At 75.3% G+C, this 16,278-nt stretch carries 17 protein-coding genes and 1 pseudogene; 6 read left to right on the top strand and 12 right to left on the bottom strand.

Annotated features, from left to right (window positions below; genetic code table 11):
* Positions 1-231 precede the first annotated feature (231 nt).
* A complete protein-coding gene (locus tag ACZ6PY_RS21910) occupies positions 232-732 on the top strand; it encodes a type II toxin-antitoxin system PemK/MazF family toxin (protein ID WP_466074770.1) in 501 nt (166 codons plus the stop codon).
* 146 nt (positions 733-878) lie between these two features.
* Here the strand turns inward: ACZ6PY_RS21910 and ACZ6PY_RS21905 are convergent, their stop codons facing one another.
* From ACZ6PY_RS21905 to ACZ6PY_RS21880, 6 genes and pseudogenes are all read right to left on the bottom strand, one after another.
* Entirely contained in the window at positions 879-1,892 is a 1,014-nt protein-coding gene (locus ACZ6PY_RS21905) for an ADP-ribosylglycohydrolase family protein (protein WP_466074769.1), read from the bottom strand.
* A 154-nt stretch (positions 1,893-2,046) separates the two neighbouring features.
* On the bottom strand, positions 2,047-2,415 hold the full coding sequence (locus ACZ6PY_RS21900; protein ID WP_466074768.1) for a VOC family protein: 369 nt from the start codon (positions 2,413-2,415) through the stop codon (positions 2,047-2,049).
* 36 nt (positions 2,416-2,451) lie between these two features.
* The gene (locus tag ACZ6PY_RS21895; protein WP_466074767.1) at positions 2,452-3,456 is read right to left on the bottom strand and encodes a methionine synthase; all 1,005 of its coding nucleotides are present in this window, start codon (positions 3,454-3,456) and stop codon (positions 2,452-2,454) included.
* 38 nt (positions 3,457-3,494) lie between these two features.
* Entirely contained in the window at positions 3,495-4,568 is a 1,074-nt protein-coding gene (gene mnmA / locus ACZ6PY_RS21890; protein WP_466074766.1) for a tRNA 2-thiouridine(34) synthase MnmA, read from the bottom strand.
* A gap of 37 nt (positions 4,569-4,605) precedes the next feature.
* Positions 4,606-5,781: a cysteine desulfurase family protein gene (locus tag ACZ6PY_RS21885; RefSeq protein WP_466074765.1), complete on the bottom strand. Its 1,176-nt coding sequence runs from the start codon at positions 5,779-5,781 to the stop codon at positions 4,606-4,608.
* Positions 5,782-5,867: 86 nt separating this feature from the next.
* Positions 5,868-6,149, bottom strand: a pseudogene (locus ACZ6PY_RS21880) (class F sortase); the annotation flags it as partial.
* Between the two features lie 7 nt (positions 6,150-6,156).
* Between ACZ6PY_RS21880 and ACZ6PY_RS21875 the strand changes: the two are divergent.
* Positions 6,157-6,531: an anti-sigma factor gene (locus tag ACZ6PY_RS21875; RefSeq protein WP_466075203.1), complete on the top strand. Its 375-nt coding sequence runs from the start codon at positions 6,157-6,159 to the stop codon at positions 6,529-6,531.
* A gap of 116 nt (positions 6,532-6,647) precedes the next feature.
* Here ACZ6PY_RS21875 and ACZ6PY_RS21870 read toward each other — a convergent pair whose 3' ends face one another.
* From ACZ6PY_RS21870 to ACZ6PY_RS21855, 4 genes are all read right to left on the bottom strand, one after another.
* Positions 6,648-7,607 carry an electron transfer flavoprotein subunit alpha/FixB family protein gene (locus ACZ6PY_RS21870; protein WP_355340303.1) on the bottom strand — a complete coding sequence of 320 codons (960 nt, stop codon included), beginning with the start codon at positions 7,605-7,607 and terminating at the stop codon, positions 6,648-6,650.
* 12 nt (positions 7,608-7,619) lie between these two features.
* Complete coding sequence (locus ACZ6PY_RS21865; protein ID WP_466074764.1) at positions 7,620-8,399, bottom strand: electron transfer flavoprotein subunit beta/FixA family protein; 780 nt, start codon at positions 8,397-8,399, stop codon at positions 7,620-7,622.
* A 390-nt stretch (positions 8,400-8,789) separates the two neighbouring features.
* Entirely contained in the window at positions 8,790-9,194 is a 405-nt protein-coding gene (locus tag ACZ6PY_RS21860) for a hypothetical protein (RefSeq protein WP_466074763.1), read from the bottom strand.
* Positions 9,195-9,196: 2 nt separating this feature from the next.
* Entirely contained in the window at positions 9,197-9,994 is a 798-nt protein-coding gene (locus ACZ6PY_RS21855; RefSeq protein WP_466074762.1) for a GNAT family N-acetyltransferase, read from the bottom strand.
* A gap of 41 nt (positions 9,995-10,035) precedes the next feature.
* Between ACZ6PY_RS21855 and ACZ6PY_RS21850 the strand changes: the two genes are divergently transcribed.
* From ACZ6PY_RS21850 to ACZ6PY_RS21835, 4 genes are read left to right on the top strand one after another with little or no spacing between them, the layout of a single operon-like run.
* Complete coding sequence (locus ACZ6PY_RS21850; protein WP_466074761.1) at positions 10,036-10,422, top strand: YidH family protein; 387 nt, start codon at positions 10,036-10,038, stop codon at positions 10,420-10,422.
* On the top strand, positions 10,419-10,718 hold the full coding sequence (locus tag ACZ6PY_RS21845) for a DUF202 domain-containing protein (protein ID WP_466074760.1): 300 nt from the start codon (positions 10,419-10,421) through the stop codon (positions 10,716-10,718). The genes ACZ6PY_RS21850 and ACZ6PY_RS21845 overlap by 4 nt, the downstream gene beginning before the upstream one ends.
* Positions 10,719-10,746: 28 nt before the next feature.
* Complete coding sequence (locus ACZ6PY_RS21840; protein ID WP_151463919.1) at positions 10,747-11,154, top strand: PLD nuclease N-terminal domain-containing protein; 408 nt, start codon at positions 10,747-10,749, stop codon at positions 11,152-11,154.
* A gap of 38 nt (positions 11,155-11,192) precedes the next feature.
* Positions 11,193-14,468, top strand: a complete 3,276-nt coding sequence (locus ACZ6PY_RS21835; protein WP_466074759.1) for an ATP-binding protein — start codon at positions 11,193-11,195, stop codon at positions 14,466-14,468.
* Here ACZ6PY_RS21835 and ACZ6PY_RS21830 read toward each other — a convergent pair.
* Positions 14,452-15,264, bottom strand: a complete 813-nt coding sequence (locus ACZ6PY_RS21830; protein ID WP_466074758.1) for an ABC transporter permease — start codon at positions 15,262-15,264, stop codon at positions 14,452-14,454. The two genes, ACZ6PY_RS21835 and ACZ6PY_RS21830, sit on opposite strands and share 17 nt — an antisense overlap.
* The gene (locus tag ACZ6PY_RS21825; RefSeq protein WP_466074757.1) at positions 15,261-16,226 is read right to left on the bottom strand and encodes an ATP-binding cassette domain-containing protein; all 966 of its coding nucleotides are present in this window, start codon (positions 16,224-16,226) and stop codon (positions 15,261-15,263) included. The genes ACZ6PY_RS21830 and ACZ6PY_RS21825 overlap by 4 nt, the downstream gene beginning before the upstream one ends.
* Positions 16,227-16,278: the final 52 nt, after the last annotated feature.

Below are 16,278 nucleotides of genomic sequence, written 5' to 3'. Positions count from 1 at the left end.
CGTGATCGTGCTACCTCCGCACGGTATCGGGCGGGGCTGACAACCGCCGCCGGCAGACCGGTGCGTTCTCCGCCGATCATGAGGTTGGCGGCACCGAACCGGACATCCCACCCCGTCAACCTCATGATCGGCGGGGAGCGACCGGGTGCGGGCGGCTGGGAGGCGGTGGGTGGTCGGCGTGCGACTATCGCCGGGCGGTGGTGGCTTGCACGGTGAGAGGCGGGGGTACGCATGCGCGACGGGTTGCTCTGGGCCGCGGTGATCGTGGCCTGTGTCGCGGCCGGCTGGCTGTGGGGCGAGTGGCGCCGCCGGGCGGCGGACCGGTCCACCGAGGCCGCCCCGCGGGCGGGGCGCCGGAAGGGGCGGACCGGCGCGGCACCGCGGCCCCGGGTGGCCGGGCCGGGGCCGGCGACCGCACCCCGCCCCGGGGAGATCTGGTGGGCCGACGTGCCCTATGCCGACGGGACCGGCTCGAAGGTGCGTCCCTGCCTGGTGCTGCGGGTCGGCGGCCGGGACGCCGACGTCCTGAAGATCACCAGCCAGGATAAGTCGGGCCGGGACGACCATCTGCCGATCCCCACCCGGAGCTGGGACCCGGACGCCGACCACGACAGCTTCCTGGACATCAGCGAGCCCATCGCGCTGCCCCGCACGGCCTTCTCGAACCGGGCCGGCGCCTGCGACCCCGACCTCTGGCACGGCATCCGCCGCCTCCCCCACCTGACGCCCTGACCCGGCACCCCCACCCCCCACCACCCCCGACCACCGTCCGACCGGCCACGCCCAGACCTCGTCGATCATGAAGTTGTTGCGCCGGCCACCGGCGTGGCGTGGCAACAACTTCATGATCAACGCCGGCGGGGGCGGTGCGGGCCGGGTCAGTCCAGGGGGGTGGTGAGGGCGCGCAGTTGGTCGGCGTACTCGATGCGGGTGGACCACTCCGGGGGCCAGGCGTTCATGCCGTGTGCCGCGCCCACGAAGGCGCCGGCCAGGGCGGCGATGGAGTCCGAGTCACCGGCCGTGGTGGCGCCCCGGGCCAGCGCGCCGACCGGGTCGTCGGGGTGGCGCAGCGCGCAGAGCAGGGCCGTGGCCAGCGCCTCCTCGGCGATCCAGCCCTCACCGGTGAGCAGGCACGGGTCGCCGCCGTCGTCGGGGCGGGCCAGCGCCGCGTCGAGCCGGCCGAGCACCCGCAGGCAGTCGTCCCAGCCCCGGGCGATGAACTCCGCCGGCGTCGGGTCGCCCGAGCGCCGCCACAGGTCGCCGAGCCAGTCGTCCCGGTAGACCGTGCGCTGGGTCTGCGCCCGCTCGGTGAGCAGCCCGGGCAGGTCGGCCAGCGGGGCGCCGTCGCGGAGCAGCCGGACCGCGTACGCGGTCAGCTCGCTCGCCGCCAGGCCGGTCGGGTGGCCGTGGGTCAGGCCGGCCTGGAGCTGGGCCAACCCGGCCAGGGTGTCGAGGTCGACGTCGAGCAGCCCGACGGGAGTGACCCGCATGTTCGCTCCGCAGCCCTTCGAGCCGGCGACCGTCGCGTCCTGCCAGCGGGTCCCCCGGTCCAGCTCGGCGCAGGCGCGCAGGCAGGTCATGCCGGGCGCGCGGTTGTTGTCGGGGCTGACCGCCCAGTCGAGGAAGCGCCGGCGCAGCAACGGCTCCACCGCCTCCGCCGTGAGGGCCGGGGCGTCGTGCAGCGCCCACGCCACCGCGAGCGCCATCTGGGTGTCGTCGGTGACCAGCGCCGGGTCACCGGTCAGCTGGCGCGGGCCGGCCGGGCCGTAGCGGCGGACGATCTCGGCGACGGTGAGGAACTCGGTGGGCCTGCCCAGGGCGTCGCCGTAGGCGAGGCCGAAGAGCGAGCCGGACGCGCGGCGCGGGGCGGAGTCGATCACGGTGGTGATCATGCCCCGCCCGCGCAACCCGAGCAGGGCACGACCCGCGAGCCGAGCGAGCCGGGCACGGCACGCCCCTGCGAGCCAGGCACGGCACCCCCCTGCGAGCCAGGCACGCACGCCCCTGCGAGCCGGGCGCCACCCGGCCCGCGCAGGCCCGGCGTGATCAGTCCCAGCAGAGGCAGAACGGGTGGCCGGCCGGGTCGGCGTAGACCCGGAAGCCCTCCCCCTCGCCGGGCAGCCGGCGGGCGCCCAGGGCCAGCGCCGCCTTCTCGGCCACCTCGATGTCGTCGACGGTGACGTCGAGGTGGAACTGCTGCGGCCGCTCGGGGTCGGGCCAGGCCGGGGCACGCAGGTTGAGCGCCTTCTGGAAGGCGAGGCGGGGCTGGTGACCCGGTGGGCCACCGAGCACCACCCACTCGTCGCCGTCGGAGTTGTCCTCGATCAGCGGAAGGCCGAGCAGCTCCGCGTAGAAGCCGGCCAGCGCGCGCGGATCAGGGCAGTCGATCACCACGGAACGCAGCTGTCCAATCATGCCGGTCATCCTGCCCCCGCCGTACGACGGGAAACCTCACTCCTCGGCGAGCCGGCGGCCGGCGTCCCGGCAGGCGGCGAGGACCTCCCGCACGTACGCCGGGGTGGCCCCGGCCAGGCCGCAGGCGGGGGTGACCACCACCTGCTCGGCGAGCCGGCGGCGGGGGAAGCCGAGCTTGTCCCAGATCCGGCGTACCCGGTCGGCGACCTGGGCCGACGTGGGCGCGCGACCGGCCGGCGGCGGCAGCGCGGGAGCGGCGCCGGCCAGCAGGCCGAACCCGGCGTCGATGGCCTCGCCGAGCGGGTCCAGGTCGGTGACCAGGGCCAGGTCGAGAGCGACGCCGACGGCACCGGCGGTGCGGATCAGTTCCAGCGGCACGTCCGGCGCGCAGCAGTGCACGACGGTGGGCACGCCGGCCGCCTCGATCACACCGCGCAGCAGCGTGCGGGCCACCTCGGACTCGACGGCCCGGTGGGTGCCGAGGCCGCTCTCGGTGGGCACCCGGCCGGCCAGCACGGCGGGCAGCGACGGCTCGTCGAGCTGGAGGAGCACCGAGGCGTGGGGCAGCCGCCGGGCCAGCGCCGCCACGTGCCCGCGCAGCCCCTCGCCGAGCGAGCCGGCGAGGTCCCGGACCGCGCCGGGGTCGCGCAGCAGCCGGCCGCCGATCGGCAGCTCCACCGAGGCGGCCAGGGTGAAGGGACCGGCGGCCTGGACCTTGACCGGGCCGGCGTACTCCTCGGCCTGCTCGGCGAGCTGGTCGAGGTCGCGTTCCATCAGGTCGCGGGCGCGGCGCAGGTCCCTGCCGGGGCGCGGGGCGATCCGCCAGCGGGCCGCGTACAGCTCGACCGGCATCTCGACGAGGAGCCCGCCGGTGCGGCCGATCAGGTCGGCGCCGGGGCCGCGGGCGGGCAGCTCCGGCAGGTGCGGCAGGTCGGGCAGCTCACCGAGCACGATGCGCTGCGCCTCGGCGACGTCGGTGCCGGGCAACGACCCGATCCCCGTCGCCGTGCCCACTCCCCACGGCCAGGTCGTCTCAGTCACCGCCGCAGCCTATGCCACCGGCCCGCGCGCGCCGGGGCTCAGCCGGTGATGGTGGCCGACCCGAGCACGACGTCGCCGGCCGGGTCCGGGCGGTACGCCACGATCGCCTGGCCGGCGGCCACCCCGCGGACCGGGCGGCGCAGGTCGGCGTGCAACCCGTCGGCGTCCAGCGACACGGTCGCCGGCACCACGTCGCCGTGGGCCCGGAGCTGCACCTCGCACTCGATCGGCCCGTCGGGACGCGCGCCGCCGGTCCAGACCGGGCGGGCGGCGCGGACCTCGGCGACCTCCAGCGCCTCTGCCGGGCCCACGGTGACCGTGTTGGTCTTCGGGGTGATCGAGAGCACGTAGCGCGGGCGGCCGTCCGGCGCGGGGCGGTCCAGGTGCAGGCCGCGCCGCTGCCCGACGGTGTACTGGTAGGCGCCCGTGTGGCTGCCGACGACCGCGCCGGTGAGCGCGTCCACCACCTCGCCGGGGGCCTCGCCGAGCCGCTGGGACAGGAAGCCCCGGGTGTCGCCGTCGGCGATGAAGCAGATGTCGTGCGAGTCGGGCTTGTCGGCCACGGCGAGGCCGCGCCGGGCGGCCTCCGCGCGCACCTCCGCCTTGGTCGAGTCGCCGAGCGGGAAGATCGACCGGTCGAGCTGCGCCCGGGTCAGCACGGCGAGGACGTACGACTGGTCCTTGGCCGCGTCGACGCTGCGGCGCAGCAGGCCGTCCGCGCCGAGCCGGGCGTGGTGGCCGGTGACCACCGCGTCGAAGCCCAGGGCCACCGCCCGGTCCAGCACCGCCGCGAACTTGATCTTCTCGTTGCAGCGCAGGCACGGGTTCGGGGTGCGCCCGGCCGCGTACTCGGCCACGAAGTCGTCCACCACGTCGGAGTGGAACCGGTCGGCCATGTCCCAGACGTAGAAGGGGATGCCGAGCACGTCGGCGGCCCGGCGGGCGTCCCGGGAGTCCTCCAGGGTGCAGCAGCCCCGGGCGCCGGTGCGGTACGTCTGCGGGTTGCGGGCCAGCGCCAGGTGCACGCCTGTCACGTCGTGCCCGGCCTCCACCGCGCGCGCCGCCGCCACGGCGGAGTCCACCCCGCCCGACATTGCCGCCAGAACCCTCACCAGCCCACTCCCCTCGTCATCACCGAGGGTATCCGGGTCAGCGGGGGGTGCGGAGGGCGGCCGCGCGGCGGGCCCGCTCCACGGCGCCCGGAAGCGCGGCGATCAGCGCGTCCACGTCCGCCCTGGCGCTGGTGTGGCCGAGGGTGAAGCGCAGCGACGAGCGGGCCCGGTCGTCGTCGGCGCCCATCGCTAGCAGCACGTGCGAGGGCTGGGCCACCCCGGCGGAGCAGGCCGAGCCGGTCGAGCAGGCGATGCCTTGGGCGTCGAGGAGCAGCAGCAGCGCGTCCCCCTCGCAGCCCGGGAACGAGAAGTGCGCGTTGCCGGGGAGCCGGTCGGCCGGGTCGCCGTTGAAGATCACCTCGGGGACCGCCTGCCGGACCCGCTCGACCAGGTCGTCGCGGAGCGCGGCGACGCGGGCCGCGTACTCCTGCTGGCCCTTCACGGCGGCCTCCACGGCGACCGCGAAGGCGACGATGCCGGCGGTGTCGAGGGTGCCGGAGCGGACGTCGCGCTCCTGGCCGCCGCCGTGCAGCAGCGGGGTGGCGGCCACGTCGCGGGCCAGCAGCAGCGCGCCGACCCCGGTCGGGCCGCCGAGCTTGTGGCCGGTGACGGTGAGCGCGGCGGCGCCGCTGGCGGCGAAGTCGACGGGCACCTGGCCGACCGCCTGGATCGCGTCGGTGTGGAACGGCACCCCGTGCTCGGCGGCGACCGCGGCCAGCTCGGCCACCGGCTGCACGGTGCCCACCTCGTTGTTGGCCCACATCGCGGTGACCAGGGCCACCCGGTCGCCGTGCGCGGCCAGTTCGGCGCGGAGCCGCTCCGGGTCGAGCCGGCCGGCGGCGTCGACCGGCAGCCACCCGACCTCGGCGCCCTCGTGCCCGGCCAGCCAGTCCACCGCGTCCAGCACGGCGTGGTGCTCGACGGCGCTGGAGACCACCCGCACCCGCTCGGCCCGGGCGGCGCGGCGGGCCCAGAAGATGCCCTTCACGGCCAGGTTGTCGCTCTCCGTGCCACCCCCGGTGAAGATCACCTCGGACGGGCGGGCGCCGAGCACGGCGGCCACCCGCTCCCGGGACTCCTCCACCCGCCGCCGGGCACGCCGGCCCGCCGCGTGCAGCGACGACGCGTTGCCCACCTCGCGGGCCGTGGCGACGTACGCCTCGAGTGCCTCGTCGAGCATCGGGGTCGTCGCCGCGTGATCCAGGTATGCCATCACCGCTCAGCCTAACGGCCCACCGGCGTGCCGCCCGATGCCGGACCGCCCGTCCCGCACGGGGGCGGCGCGGGCGGTCCGGACACTCAGGTGGGAACCGCGGTGACGACGATGTTGTCCCGGTAGTGCCGGGTCCTCGCGTCGAACGGGCCGCCGCAGGTGATCAGGGTCAGCCGGGGGCTGCCGTCCCGGGCGAAGTACCGGTCGAGCGGGATCCGCGTCTTGGCGTACTCCTCGCGGGCCACCACCCGGTAGCGGCGCTCCCGGCCGTCGGAGCCGGTGGCGGTGAACAGGTCGCCCCGGTCCAGATCGCGCAGCCGGAAGAACGCCCCCTTGCCCTGGTCGGAGCTGTCGACGTGGCCGGTGGTGGGCACCCTGGCGGTGCTCCGCCCGGGAGACGGAGATCCGTCGCAGCCGGCGGTGCTGGCCCGGGCCGCGCTGGCCGCGTACGGATCGACGCCACCGGATGCCTCCGGCGACGCCCGGGTTCTCGACGACAACCAGTTGCACCTGCACGTGGCGAATCTCCCGCGCATTCCGGGGTACTACCAGGTCTGGCTGATCGACCCTCGGACGATGGAGATGTTCCCCGTCGGTACGCTGAACAAGGCGTCGGGAGACGAACTGCTGCCGATGCCTCCGAACGTGGACCTCCGGACCTACTCGGTGGTCGACGTCTCCGCCGAACAGTTCGACAACAAGCCCGCCCACTCCGGCGACAGTCTGCTGAGGGGCACCCTGACGGGCTGATCGGCGGGCCGGCTCAGCTCCCCGGCCCGCCGATCAGCTCCCTTCCACCGAAGGGCCCGCGACACACGGCGAGCCGCCGCCCGGATCACCGGACGGCGGCTCGCGTCGTGACGGGGTCACTTGCGCTTGCGGATCTCCTCGGCGGCCTGCGGGACGACCTTGAACAGGTCGCCGACGACGCCGAAGTCGGCCAGCTCGAAGATCGGCGCCTCGGCGTCCTTGTTCACCGCGACGATGGTCTTCGAGGTCTGCATGCCGGCCCGGTGCTGGATCGCGCCGGAGATGCCCAGCGCGACGTAGAGCTGCGGGGAGACGGTCTTGCCGGTCTGGCCCACCTGGAACTGGTGCGGGTAGAAGCCGGAGTCGACCGCCGCGCGGGACGCGCCGACCGCGCCGCCGAGCAGATCGGCCAGTTCCTCGACCAGCTTGAAGTTGTCGGCGTTGCCGACGCCGCGACCGCCGGAGACGACGACCGACGCCTCGGTGAGCTCCGGGCGGGAGCCCTTCTGCTCGGCGACCCGCTCGACGACCTTGGCCAGCTTGTCGGCGTCGGAGACCGACACGGTGAGCTGCTCCACGGCCGGGGTGGCCGCGGCCGGGGCCGGGTTGAGCGAGTTGGGCCGGACGGTGACCAGCGGCAGGCCCTTGGTGACCTTGGACTTGACGATGGTGGAGCCGGCGAAGGCGACCTGCGTGGCGGTGCCGTCGGCGGCGAGGGCCACCACGTCGGTCAGGATGCCGTTGTCCAGCTTGACGGCCAGGCGGGCGGCGATCTCCTTGCCCTCCTGGGAGGAGGCGAGCAGCACGGCGGCCGGCTGCACCCGCCGGACCAGCTCGGCCAGCACGGTGGCCTTCGGGGCCACCAGGTAGCCGTCGATCTCCTCACCCTCGGCGGCGTAGATCTTCTCCGCGCCGTACTCGCCCAGCTTGGCGCTCAGCGCCTCGGCGGCGCCGGCGCCGCCGAGCACGACCGCGCTCGGGGTGCCCAGCTCGCGGGCGAGGGTGAGCATCTCCAGGGTGACCTTCTTGACGCCGAATTCCTTGGTGGCTTCGACGACGACGAGAACCTCAGACATGTCCCAGACCTCTCACACGAACTTCTCGGTGGCGAGGAACTCGACCAGCTTCACGCCGCCCTCGCCCTCGTCGGTGATCTTCTCGCCGCCGGAGCGCGGCGGGCGCTTGGTGTGCTCGAGCACGGCGCTGGTCGCGCCGTCGAAGCCCACCTCGGCGGGAGCGACGCCCAGGTCACCGAGGGCGAGCGTCTGCACCGGCTTCTTCTTGGCGGCCATGATGCCCTTGAAGGAGGGGTAGCGCGGCTCGTTGATGGTGTCCCAGACGGAGACGACGGCGGGCGTCGAGGCGGTGACCACCTCGTAGCCCTCCTCGGTCTGCCGCTCGACGGTCAGCGTGGCGCCGTCGACGGTGAGCTTGCGCGCGCCGGTCAGCGCGGCCACGCCGAGCCGCTCGGCGATCATGTGCGGCATGACCTGGACCCGGCCGTCGGTCGACTCGGCGCCACAGATGACCAGGTCGGCGTTGAGCTGTCCCAGGGCGGCGGCGAGCACCTTCGAGGTGGTCACGGCGCAGGACCCGTGCAGCGCGTCGTCCACCACGTGCACGGCCTTGTCCGGCCCCATGGAGAGCGCCTTGCGGATCGACTCGGTCGCCCGGTCCGGACCCATGGTCAGGACGGTCACCTCGCCGCCGTGCGCCTCCTTGATCTTCAACGCCTCCTCGATGGCGTACTCGTCCATCTCGTTGATGACGTTGTTCGCCGAACCGCGGTCGACGGTGTTGTCGTCAGGACGCAGGTTGCGGTCCGCGCCCGAATCGGGCACCTGCTTGACGAGTACGACGATGTTCATCGCGCTTCGACGACCCTCCTGTTTGGTGTAGCGATCACTCGCCCGGTCACGGGCGCAGCCTTGCGCGTGACTTAACGTCCGGTCAACCGCGCGGAGCTGTGCAGTTGCCCACGGGGGCTATGTTACCCGCAAGTAGCATCCGCTCCCCGGCGCCTCAGAGTGACACAGGTCACCGGGATCCGTCGCGGCGGGTAAACTCCCGAAACAGGGAGGTGACGGATATGCCAGAAAAGAGCGTTTCGACGGGACGGCGAGACGTGGCGGACGGCCCCCGGACCGCCCGCCGGGCCTGCCGCCGCATGCTCCCCGACACCTACCGCTGCGCCTGCGGCGGGGTCCGCGACCGCTGCGTCCGGACCAGCGTGCGGGCGCTGTGGTCGGCCGAGCCGGTCAGGCCGGCTCGGCCAGCGCGTGCCTGATCTTGTCGATCACCGCCGCCTCGGCCGGCGCGACACCCCGGTGAGCCTGCGCCACCCGGTCGGCGGCCGCCAGCACCACCGACCGGTACGCCTCGACGTCGCCCGGCGACTTGCTGCGGAGGATCTCCACCGCCCGGCCGAGCGCCGGCAGCACGGTCGCCTCGATCTCCAGCGCCGAGTCCCGGGGCAGCTGCGGCAACGGGCCGGTGGTCAGCGCCTCCTTGACCACACCGCTGGCGTCGCCCAGCGCCCCGGACGCGGCGATGCTCTCCCGCACCATTCCCAGCATCCCGGGCACCGCGTTGGAGACCAGGAACACGGCCCCGAAGGCTCCGGTCTTGAGGGTGAGCTGCTCGTCCGCCGTCAACCGCTCCATGATCACGGAGTGTAGACGTACGGGGTGGTCGTGGTGACCGCAACGAGACCGAGCCGCTCCAGGATCGGCCGGCTGTCCGGCGAGCAGTCCACCTGCACGAGGGTCTTGCCGCGCTGCTCGGCCAGCCGCGCCCGGTAGGCCACCAGCGCCCGGTAGACGCCCTTGCGCCGCCACTCCGGCAGCGTCGAGCCGCCCCAGAGCGTGGCGAAGCCGGTGCCGCGCAGGTAGCGCACCCACCCGGCGCTCACCACGGTGTCGCCCGCCTCGGCCACCACGATCGTGATCGACTGCGGGTCGGCCTCGATCTCCCGGGCCAGCCCGGTCACCAGGTGGCTCCGGTCCTCCTGCCAGACCGCCTCCTCCATGGCGGCGATCCGGCGCAGGTCCTCGTGGCTGGTGACCTCGCGCAGGCGTACCCCCTCCGGCGGTGTCGGGACGGCGGCGGCCAGGGCCGCGACCGGGCCGACCACGACGGTCTCCAGGTCCTCCGGCACGAAGCCGGCGGCCCGCAACCGGTCGCCCAGGTCGGCCGGCTCGTCGTGCCCGTTGAGCTTCCACTCGACCGACTCGCCCCGGGCACGGAAGAACTCGACCTGCCGGGCGATCAGCGCGTCCAGCTCGGCGCCGGCCAGCCCGTCCAGCGTGCGGTAGGTGAGGAAACCGCCCCGATCCAGGTTGAGGACGCGGAACAGCGGGCCGTCCCGGTCGATGGTCACTCCGGCCGGCACCGGGTCCGGAAGCTCGGGGCGGATCTGGGTGTCGTAGGCGTCGCGCAGACTCCGCGCGTCAAGATCGGTCATCCCTTCAGGCTAGGCACCGGGCAAAGCGGATAATCGACGACGTGTGGGAAGCGATCAAGAGCTGGTTCGACCCGCGCGAGCTGCGGTCGGTCGGCAGCAGGCCGGACTACCGCTTCTCGCTGGCCAACGAGCGGACCTTCCTGGCCTGGCTGCGCACCGGACTCGCGCTGATCGCCGGTGGGCTGGCCGCCGCGCAGTTCCTCCCCCGGCTCCCCCTGGCCCACCTGCGCGAGGTGATCGCCGTCGCGCTGCTGCTGCTCGGCGCCACGGTCGCGGTCCGGGCGGTGGACCACTGGGCCCGCACCGAACGGGCCATCCGGCTGGACGAGGAGCTGCCCGCGTCCCGCTTCCCGGCCGTCCTGGCCCTCGTGGTCGCGCTCGGTGCGCTGCTCCTGGTGGCCGTCGTGCTGGCCCGGGGCCTCCGGTGAGCCGGGACCCGGGGCTGCAACCGGAACGCACCCGGCTGGCCTGGCGGCGGACGCTGCTCGCGGTCACCGCGATCCTGGTGCTGGAACTCCGGCTGGCGTTCACCGGGCGTCCGGTCGACGCGCTGCTGGCCGGGCTGGCGGTGGTCACCTGGCTGGGCGTCCTGCTGGTCGGCTGGCGGCGGGCCACCGGCGTCGGGCCGCGGGGGCCGGAGCGCCTGTCGATCCCGCTCACCGCGCTGGCGGCGGCCGGGCTGGCGCTGCTGGGCGTGCTGCACGTCCTGCGCGGGCTGCGCTGACCGTCCCCGGTGCGCCATGATGTCCGGCATGGTTCGCCTCTACGGGCTGCTCTTCCTGGCCCAGCTCGTGCTTGCCGTCTGCGCCCTGATCAGCTGCCTCTCCGCCGAGGAGGGCGAGATCCGCGCGCTGCCCCGGGTCGCCTGGGTGCTGATCATCCTGTTCTTCCCGCTGGTCGGCTCCATCGCCTGGTTCGTGGCCGGCCGGGAGGCCGGCGCCCGGCGGACGCGAACCGCGTGGCCCGTGGGAAACGGCTTCTCCGAGCAGCACCGTCCCCGGCCGGTCGCGCCGGACGACGACCCCGAGTTCCTCTCCTCCCTCGCCGAGCGCAAGCGGGCCGACGACCAGGAACGACTCCGCCGCTGGGAGGAGGACCTGCGCCGGCGTGAGGAGGAGCTGCGCCGCGGGCAGGACGACCGGGACCGGCCGGAGGTCTGAGCGCGGCCGGCGGGCGCCGGGCGGGCACAATCGACGCCGTGCGGATCAGCCTGCTCGGCCCCCTGGAGCTGCGCGCCGACACCGGCACGCCGGTGGAGGTGGGCGGCGCCCGGCTGCGTCGGCTGCTGATCCTGCTGGCCCTGGAGCCGGGTCGCACGGTCACCGTGGGCCGGCTCACCGAGGCGCTGTGGGCGGGCGAACCCCCGGCCGGGGTCGCGAACGCGCTCCAGGCCCTGGTCTCGCGGCTCCGCCGGGCCGGGCTGCCCGTCGAGGCGCGACCCGGCGGCTACCGGCTCGCCGTCGCGCCGGACGACGTGGACGCGCACCGGTTCGAGGCCGCCGTCCGGACCGGCCGGGCCCGGCTCGCCGACGACCCGGCCGAGGGCTGCCGCCGGCTCACCGAGGCGCTGGCGCTCTGGCGGGGCCCGGCCCTGGCCGACGTGGCCGACGCCGACTTCGCCCGGGCGCCGGTGGCCCGGCTCACCGAGCTGCGGCTCGCCGCCACGGAGGATCTGGTCGAGGCGCAACTGGACCGGGCGGCGCCGGGCGCCGTGCTGCCGCGGCTGCGCGAGCTGGCCGCCGCCCACCCGCTGCGGGAGCGGCTGACCGGGCTGCTGATCCGGGCGCTGCACCGGGCCGGGCACCCGGCCGAGGCCCTCGCCGAGTACGAACGGCTGCGCGCCACCCTCGCCGACACGCTCGGCACCGACCCCGGCCCCGAGCTGGCCGCCCTGCACCTGGAGATCCTGCGCGGCGAGCCGGCGGTCGTCCCCGCGCGCGCCGGCGCCCGCGTCCCGGCCGGACCGGTCGGTGCGGGCGACGACCGGGCCGCCCGGGGAAACCTGCCCGCCACCCTCACCAGCTTCGTGGGACGCGAGGAGGAGGTGGCCCGGGTCGCCGGGCTGCTCGACCGGTCCCGCCTGGCCACCCTCACCGGACCGGGCGGAGCCGGCAAGACCCGGCTCGCGATCGAGTCGGGCCGGGCGGTGGCCGGCCGCTTCCCGGACGGGGTGTGGCTGGTTCCGCTCGCCCCGGTCACCGACCCGGCCGAGGTGCCGCAGGCCGTCCTCGCCGCGCTCGGCCTGCGCGAGCAGGCGCTGCTGGGCCGCGCCGGGCGTACCGCGCCCGAACCGGCCGACCCGGTCGGGCGGCTGGTCGACGCGCTCGCCGGGCGCACCGCCCTGCTGCTGCTGGACAACTGCGAGCACCTGCTCGACGCGGCGGCCGGCCTCACCGAACGGCTGCTCACCGCCTGTCCCCGGGTGCGGGTGCTGGCCACCAGCCGGGAGCCGCTGGGCATCACCGGGGAGGTGCTGCGGCCGGTGGAGTCGCTGGCCCTGCCGCCGGCCGGGGCGGACCCGGCGGCCGCGCTGGCGTACCCCGCGGTGCGGCTCTTCGCCGACCGGGCTGGCGCGGTCCGCCCGGACTTCGCGGTGGACGCCGTCACGGTCGGCCCGGTGGTGCGCATCTGCCGGGCGCTGGACGGCATGCCGCTCGCCATCGAGCTGGCCGCCGCACGGCTGCGCGCGATGACCGCGGCGCAGGTGGCCACCCGGCTGGACGACCGGTTCCGGCTGCTCACCGGCGGCAGCCGAACGGCCCTGCCCCGGCACCAGACGCTGCGCGCCGTGGTCGACTGGAGCTGGGACCTGCTCGGCGACGGCGAGCGCGCGCTCTGGCGGCGGCTGGCCGTCTTCGCCGGCGGCGCCACCCTGGACGCGGTCGAGCGGGTCTGCGCCGTCGTACGACCACTCCAGCTCGGCGCGTCTGCCGTCGCGCCACGACCGGAAGCGGTCGCGGACGTCCTCGACGACATCACCGCGCTGGTGGACAAGTCACTGGTGGTGGCGGGCGGCACGGCCGAGCCGCGCTACCGGATGCTGGAGACCATCCGCGAGTACGGCCTGGACCGGCTGGCCGAGGCGGGCGAGGCGGACCGGGTCCGGCGGGCGCACGCCGCCGAGTACCTCGCGCTGGCCGAGGCGGCCGAGCCGGAGCTGCGCGGGGCGGCGCAGCTGGACTGGCTGCGCCGGCTCTCGGCCGACCAGGACAACCTGCACGCCGGGCTGCGCCACGCGATCGCCGTCGGCGACGCCACCACCGCCGTCCGGTACGCCGCCGCGCTGGGCTGGTACTGGTGGCTGACCGGCCAGCGCGCCGAGGGCGCCGACCTGGCCGGCCAGGCGCTGGCACTGCCCGGGGTGGGCGACGCGCCGCCCGCCGCCACCGCGCTCGCGCTCGCCACCGCCGCGCTGAACCTGATCGCCACCGGCGCCGACAACATCGCGGTCAGCCAGGAGCGGCTGGCCCGGGCCGCGGAGCTGTCCCTCGGCCGCGAGCACGAACACCCGCTGCTGCGCCTGGCCGCGCCCATCGGGACGGCGTTCGAGACGAACTTCCAGCCCCCGGCCATGGCCGGCATGGTCGCCCTGTTCGACGACCCGGACCCGTGGGTGGCCGGCATCGCCCGGCTGATCCGGGCGCACGCCCTGCTCAACGGCGGCCTCCCCGACTCAGAGGCGGAGGCGGACCTGCGGGCCGGGCTGGCGCACTACCGGCAGGTCGGCGACCGGTGGGGCATGTCGTTCAGCCTCACCTCGCTGGCCGACCTGCTGGACCGGCGCGGCGAGGCCGCCGAGGCCACGCCGTACCACGAGGAGGCCATGACCTACTTCGAGGCGCTGGGCGTCCGCGACGACGTGCCGGAGATGCGGCTGCGGCTGGCGCACAACCTGTGGCGGCGCGGCGACCGGCGCGGGGCATGGGCGGAGCTGGACCGGGCGGCGCGCGAGGCCGAGACTCTCGGATCGGACGAGACCCGGGCGGCGCTGGCGTACGGCAGGGCGGAGCTGCTGCGCGCGGAGGGTGACCGGGCCGGGGCGCGGCGGTGCCTCACCGAGGGCGCCCGGCTGGTGGGCGACCGCGCGGTCGCCCCGCAGTGGCGGGCGCTCAACGCCTCCACGCTGGGCGTGCTCGACGCCGCCGACGGCGACCTGGTCTCCGCCCGCACCCGGCACGACCAGGCCCTGAAGCTGGCCGTCGGCTCGCAGGACGCCCCCGTGGTCGCGGCGGTGCTGGTCGGCTACGCCGACCTGGCGCTGCGGCTGGACCGGCCGGCCGCCGCCGCCCGGCTGCTCGGTGCGGCCACCGGGATCCGGGGCGGCCCGGACCACACGGTGCTGGAGCGGGCCCGGGTGGAGGCGGCCGCCCGCGACGCGCTCGGCGAGGCGGGTTTCGCCGAGGCGTACGCGGGCGGGCTGGCCTACCGCTGGGAGACCGCCACGGAGGCGGTCCGGGTCACACTCGACGACTGAGCGCGCGCACCGACAGCGGGGCGAACACCAGCAGGATCCCGGCGGCCCAGAGCAGCGACTGCCCGACCGGCCCGGCCACCGGCCCGCCGACCAGCAGCCCCCGCAGCGCGTCGGCCAGGATCGTCACCGGGTTGACCTCCACCCAGTGCTGCAACCAGCTCGGCATCCGGTCGGTCGGCACGAAGACGTTGCTGGTGAAGGTCAACGGGAAGATCACCGTGAAGCCGAAGATCTGCACCTTGTCCGGCTCGCTGACCAGCACCCCGACCAGCACCGAGATCCACGAGGCGGCCAGCGAGAAGACGAGCAGCAGGACGAGCGCGCCGAGCAGGCCGGCCACGCCGTTGCCGAGCCGGAACCCGAGGATCATGCCGACCCCGAGCAGCAGCGCCAGGGACCAGGCCTGCTTGACCGTGTCGGCGACGATCCGGCCGGCCAGCGGCGCCCACCGCGCCACCGGCAGGGCGCGGAGCCGGTCGAAGACGCCCTTGGTGAGGTCCTGGTTGAGCCCGAACCCGGTGGTCATGGTGGCGAACAGGGCGGTCTGCACGATGATGCCGGGCAGCGCGAACTTCAGGTACGTCCCGGGCGAGCCGGAGATCGCCGTGCCGAAGACGTACGTGAACAGCAGCACGAACATCACCGGCTGGACGCTCAGGTCGAGCAGCTCCATCGGGTTGTGCTTGATCTGCACGAGGCTGCGCCAGGCCAGGGTGAGCGTGTGTCGCAGGCCGGCGAGGAGCCCCGGCCGACGGGCCGGCGCGACGGGGGACGCGGTGGCGGTGAGGGTGGTCATGCCGGGCTCCCTTCCAGGGTCGGGGTGGCCTCCTCGGCCCGGTGGCCGGTGAGGGAGAGGAAGACCTCGTCGAGGCTGGAGCCGCGCAGGGCCAGCTCGGCCACGCCCACTCCGGCGTCGTCGAGGCGGCGGACCACCGCGGGCAGCACCTCCGGGTCGTTGACGCCGACGGTCACGGTCTGGTGGGTCACCTCCGGGGTGGCCCGGGCCACCTCGGCGGTGACGGCGAGCACCGTGGCCAGGTCGGCCGGGTCCACCGGACGGACGGTGAGCACCTGCCCGCCCACCTTCGCCTTCAGCTCCTCCGGGGTGCCCTGGGCGATCACCCGGCCGTGGTCGACCACCGCGATCTCGCCGGCGAGCTGGTCGGCCTCCTCCAGGTACTGGGTGGTGAGCAGCACGGTCACCCCGTCGGCGACCAGGGTGCGGACGACATCCCACAGCTCGTTGCGGCTGCGCGGGTCGAGCCCGGTGGTCGGCTCGTCGAGGAAGAGCACCTGCGGGCGGCCGACCAGGCTGGCGGCCAGGTCGAGTCGGCGGCGCATGCCGCCGGAGTAGGTCTTGGCGGCCCGCTCGGCGGCGTCGCTGAGCTGGAAGTCGGCCAGCAGTGCCCGGGCACGGGCCCGGGCGTCGGCCCGGGACAGCCCGAGCAGCCGGCCGATGAGCAGCAGGTTCTCGGTGCCGGTGAGGTTCTCGTCGACCGAGGCGTACTGGCCGGTGAGGCCGATCAGCTGGCGCACCCGGTGGGCGTCGCGGCGGACGTCGTAGCCGCCGACGGTGGCGTGCCCCTCGTCGGCGGCGAGCAGGGTGGCCAGCACCCGGACCGCCGTGGTCTTGCCGGCCCCGTTCGGCCCGAGCAGGCCGAACACCGTCCCGGTGGGGACGGCCAGGTCCACCCCGGCCAGCGCGGTGGTGGCGCCGAAGCGGCGCACCAGGCCCTCCGCGCGGATCGCGTAGGTCATCGTTGCTCCCGTCGTTCTCGCTGGTCACCCCACCTTGAGCGACGGCGCTGAC

Source organism: Micromonospora sp. NPDC048907 (assembly GCF_055586885.1).
Note: the sequence above shows the minus strand (reverse complement) of the source record. Positions and strands in the feature narration are given on the sequence as shown.

Coding starts and splice junctions, on each gene's coding strand:
- ACZ6PY_RS21830 (WP_466074758.1), bottom strand. CDS start 15,264: ATGACCACCCTCACCGCCACCGCGTCCCCCGTCGCGCCGGCCCGTCGG.
- ACZ6PY_RS21825 (WP_466074757.1), bottom strand. CDS start 16,226: ATGACCTACGCGATCCGCGCGGAGGGCCTGGTGCGCCGCTTCGGCGCC.
- ACZ6PY_RS21905 (WP_466074769.1), bottom strand. CDS start 1,892: ATGATCACCACCGTGATCGACTCCGCCCCGCGCCGCGCGTCCGGCTCG.
- ACZ6PY_RS21865 (WP_466074764.1), bottom strand. CDS start 8,399: ATGAACATCGTCGTACTCGTCAAGCAGGTGCCCGATTCGGGCGCGGAC.
- ACZ6PY_RS21870 (WP_355340303.1), bottom strand. CDS start 7,607: ATGTCTGAGGTTCTCGTCGTCGTCGAAGCCACCAAGGAATTCGGCGTC.
- ACZ6PY_RS21840 (WP_151463919.1), top strand. CDS start 10,747: ATGGTTCGCCTCTACGGGCTGCTCTTCCTGGCCCAGCTCGTGCTTGCC.
- ACZ6PY_RS21910 (WP_466074770.1), top strand. CDS start 232: ATGCGCGACGGGTTGCTCTGGGCCGCGGTGATCGTGGCCTGTGTCGCG.
- ACZ6PY_RS21900 (WP_466074768.1), bottom strand. CDS start 2,415: ATGATTGGACAGCTGCGTTCCGTGGTGATCGACTGCCCTGATCCGCGC.
- ACZ6PY_RS21860 (WP_466074763.1), bottom strand. CDS start 9,194: ATGGAGCGGTTGACGGCGGACGAGCAGCTCACCCTCAAGACCGGAGCC.
- ACZ6PY_RS21855 (WP_466074762.1), bottom strand. CDS start 9,994: ATGACCGATCTTGACGCGCGGAGTCTGCGCGACGCCTACGACACCCAG.
- ACZ6PY_RS21885 (WP_466074765.1), bottom strand. CDS start 5,781: ATGGCATACCTGGATCACGCGGCGACGACCCCGATGCTCGACGAGGCA.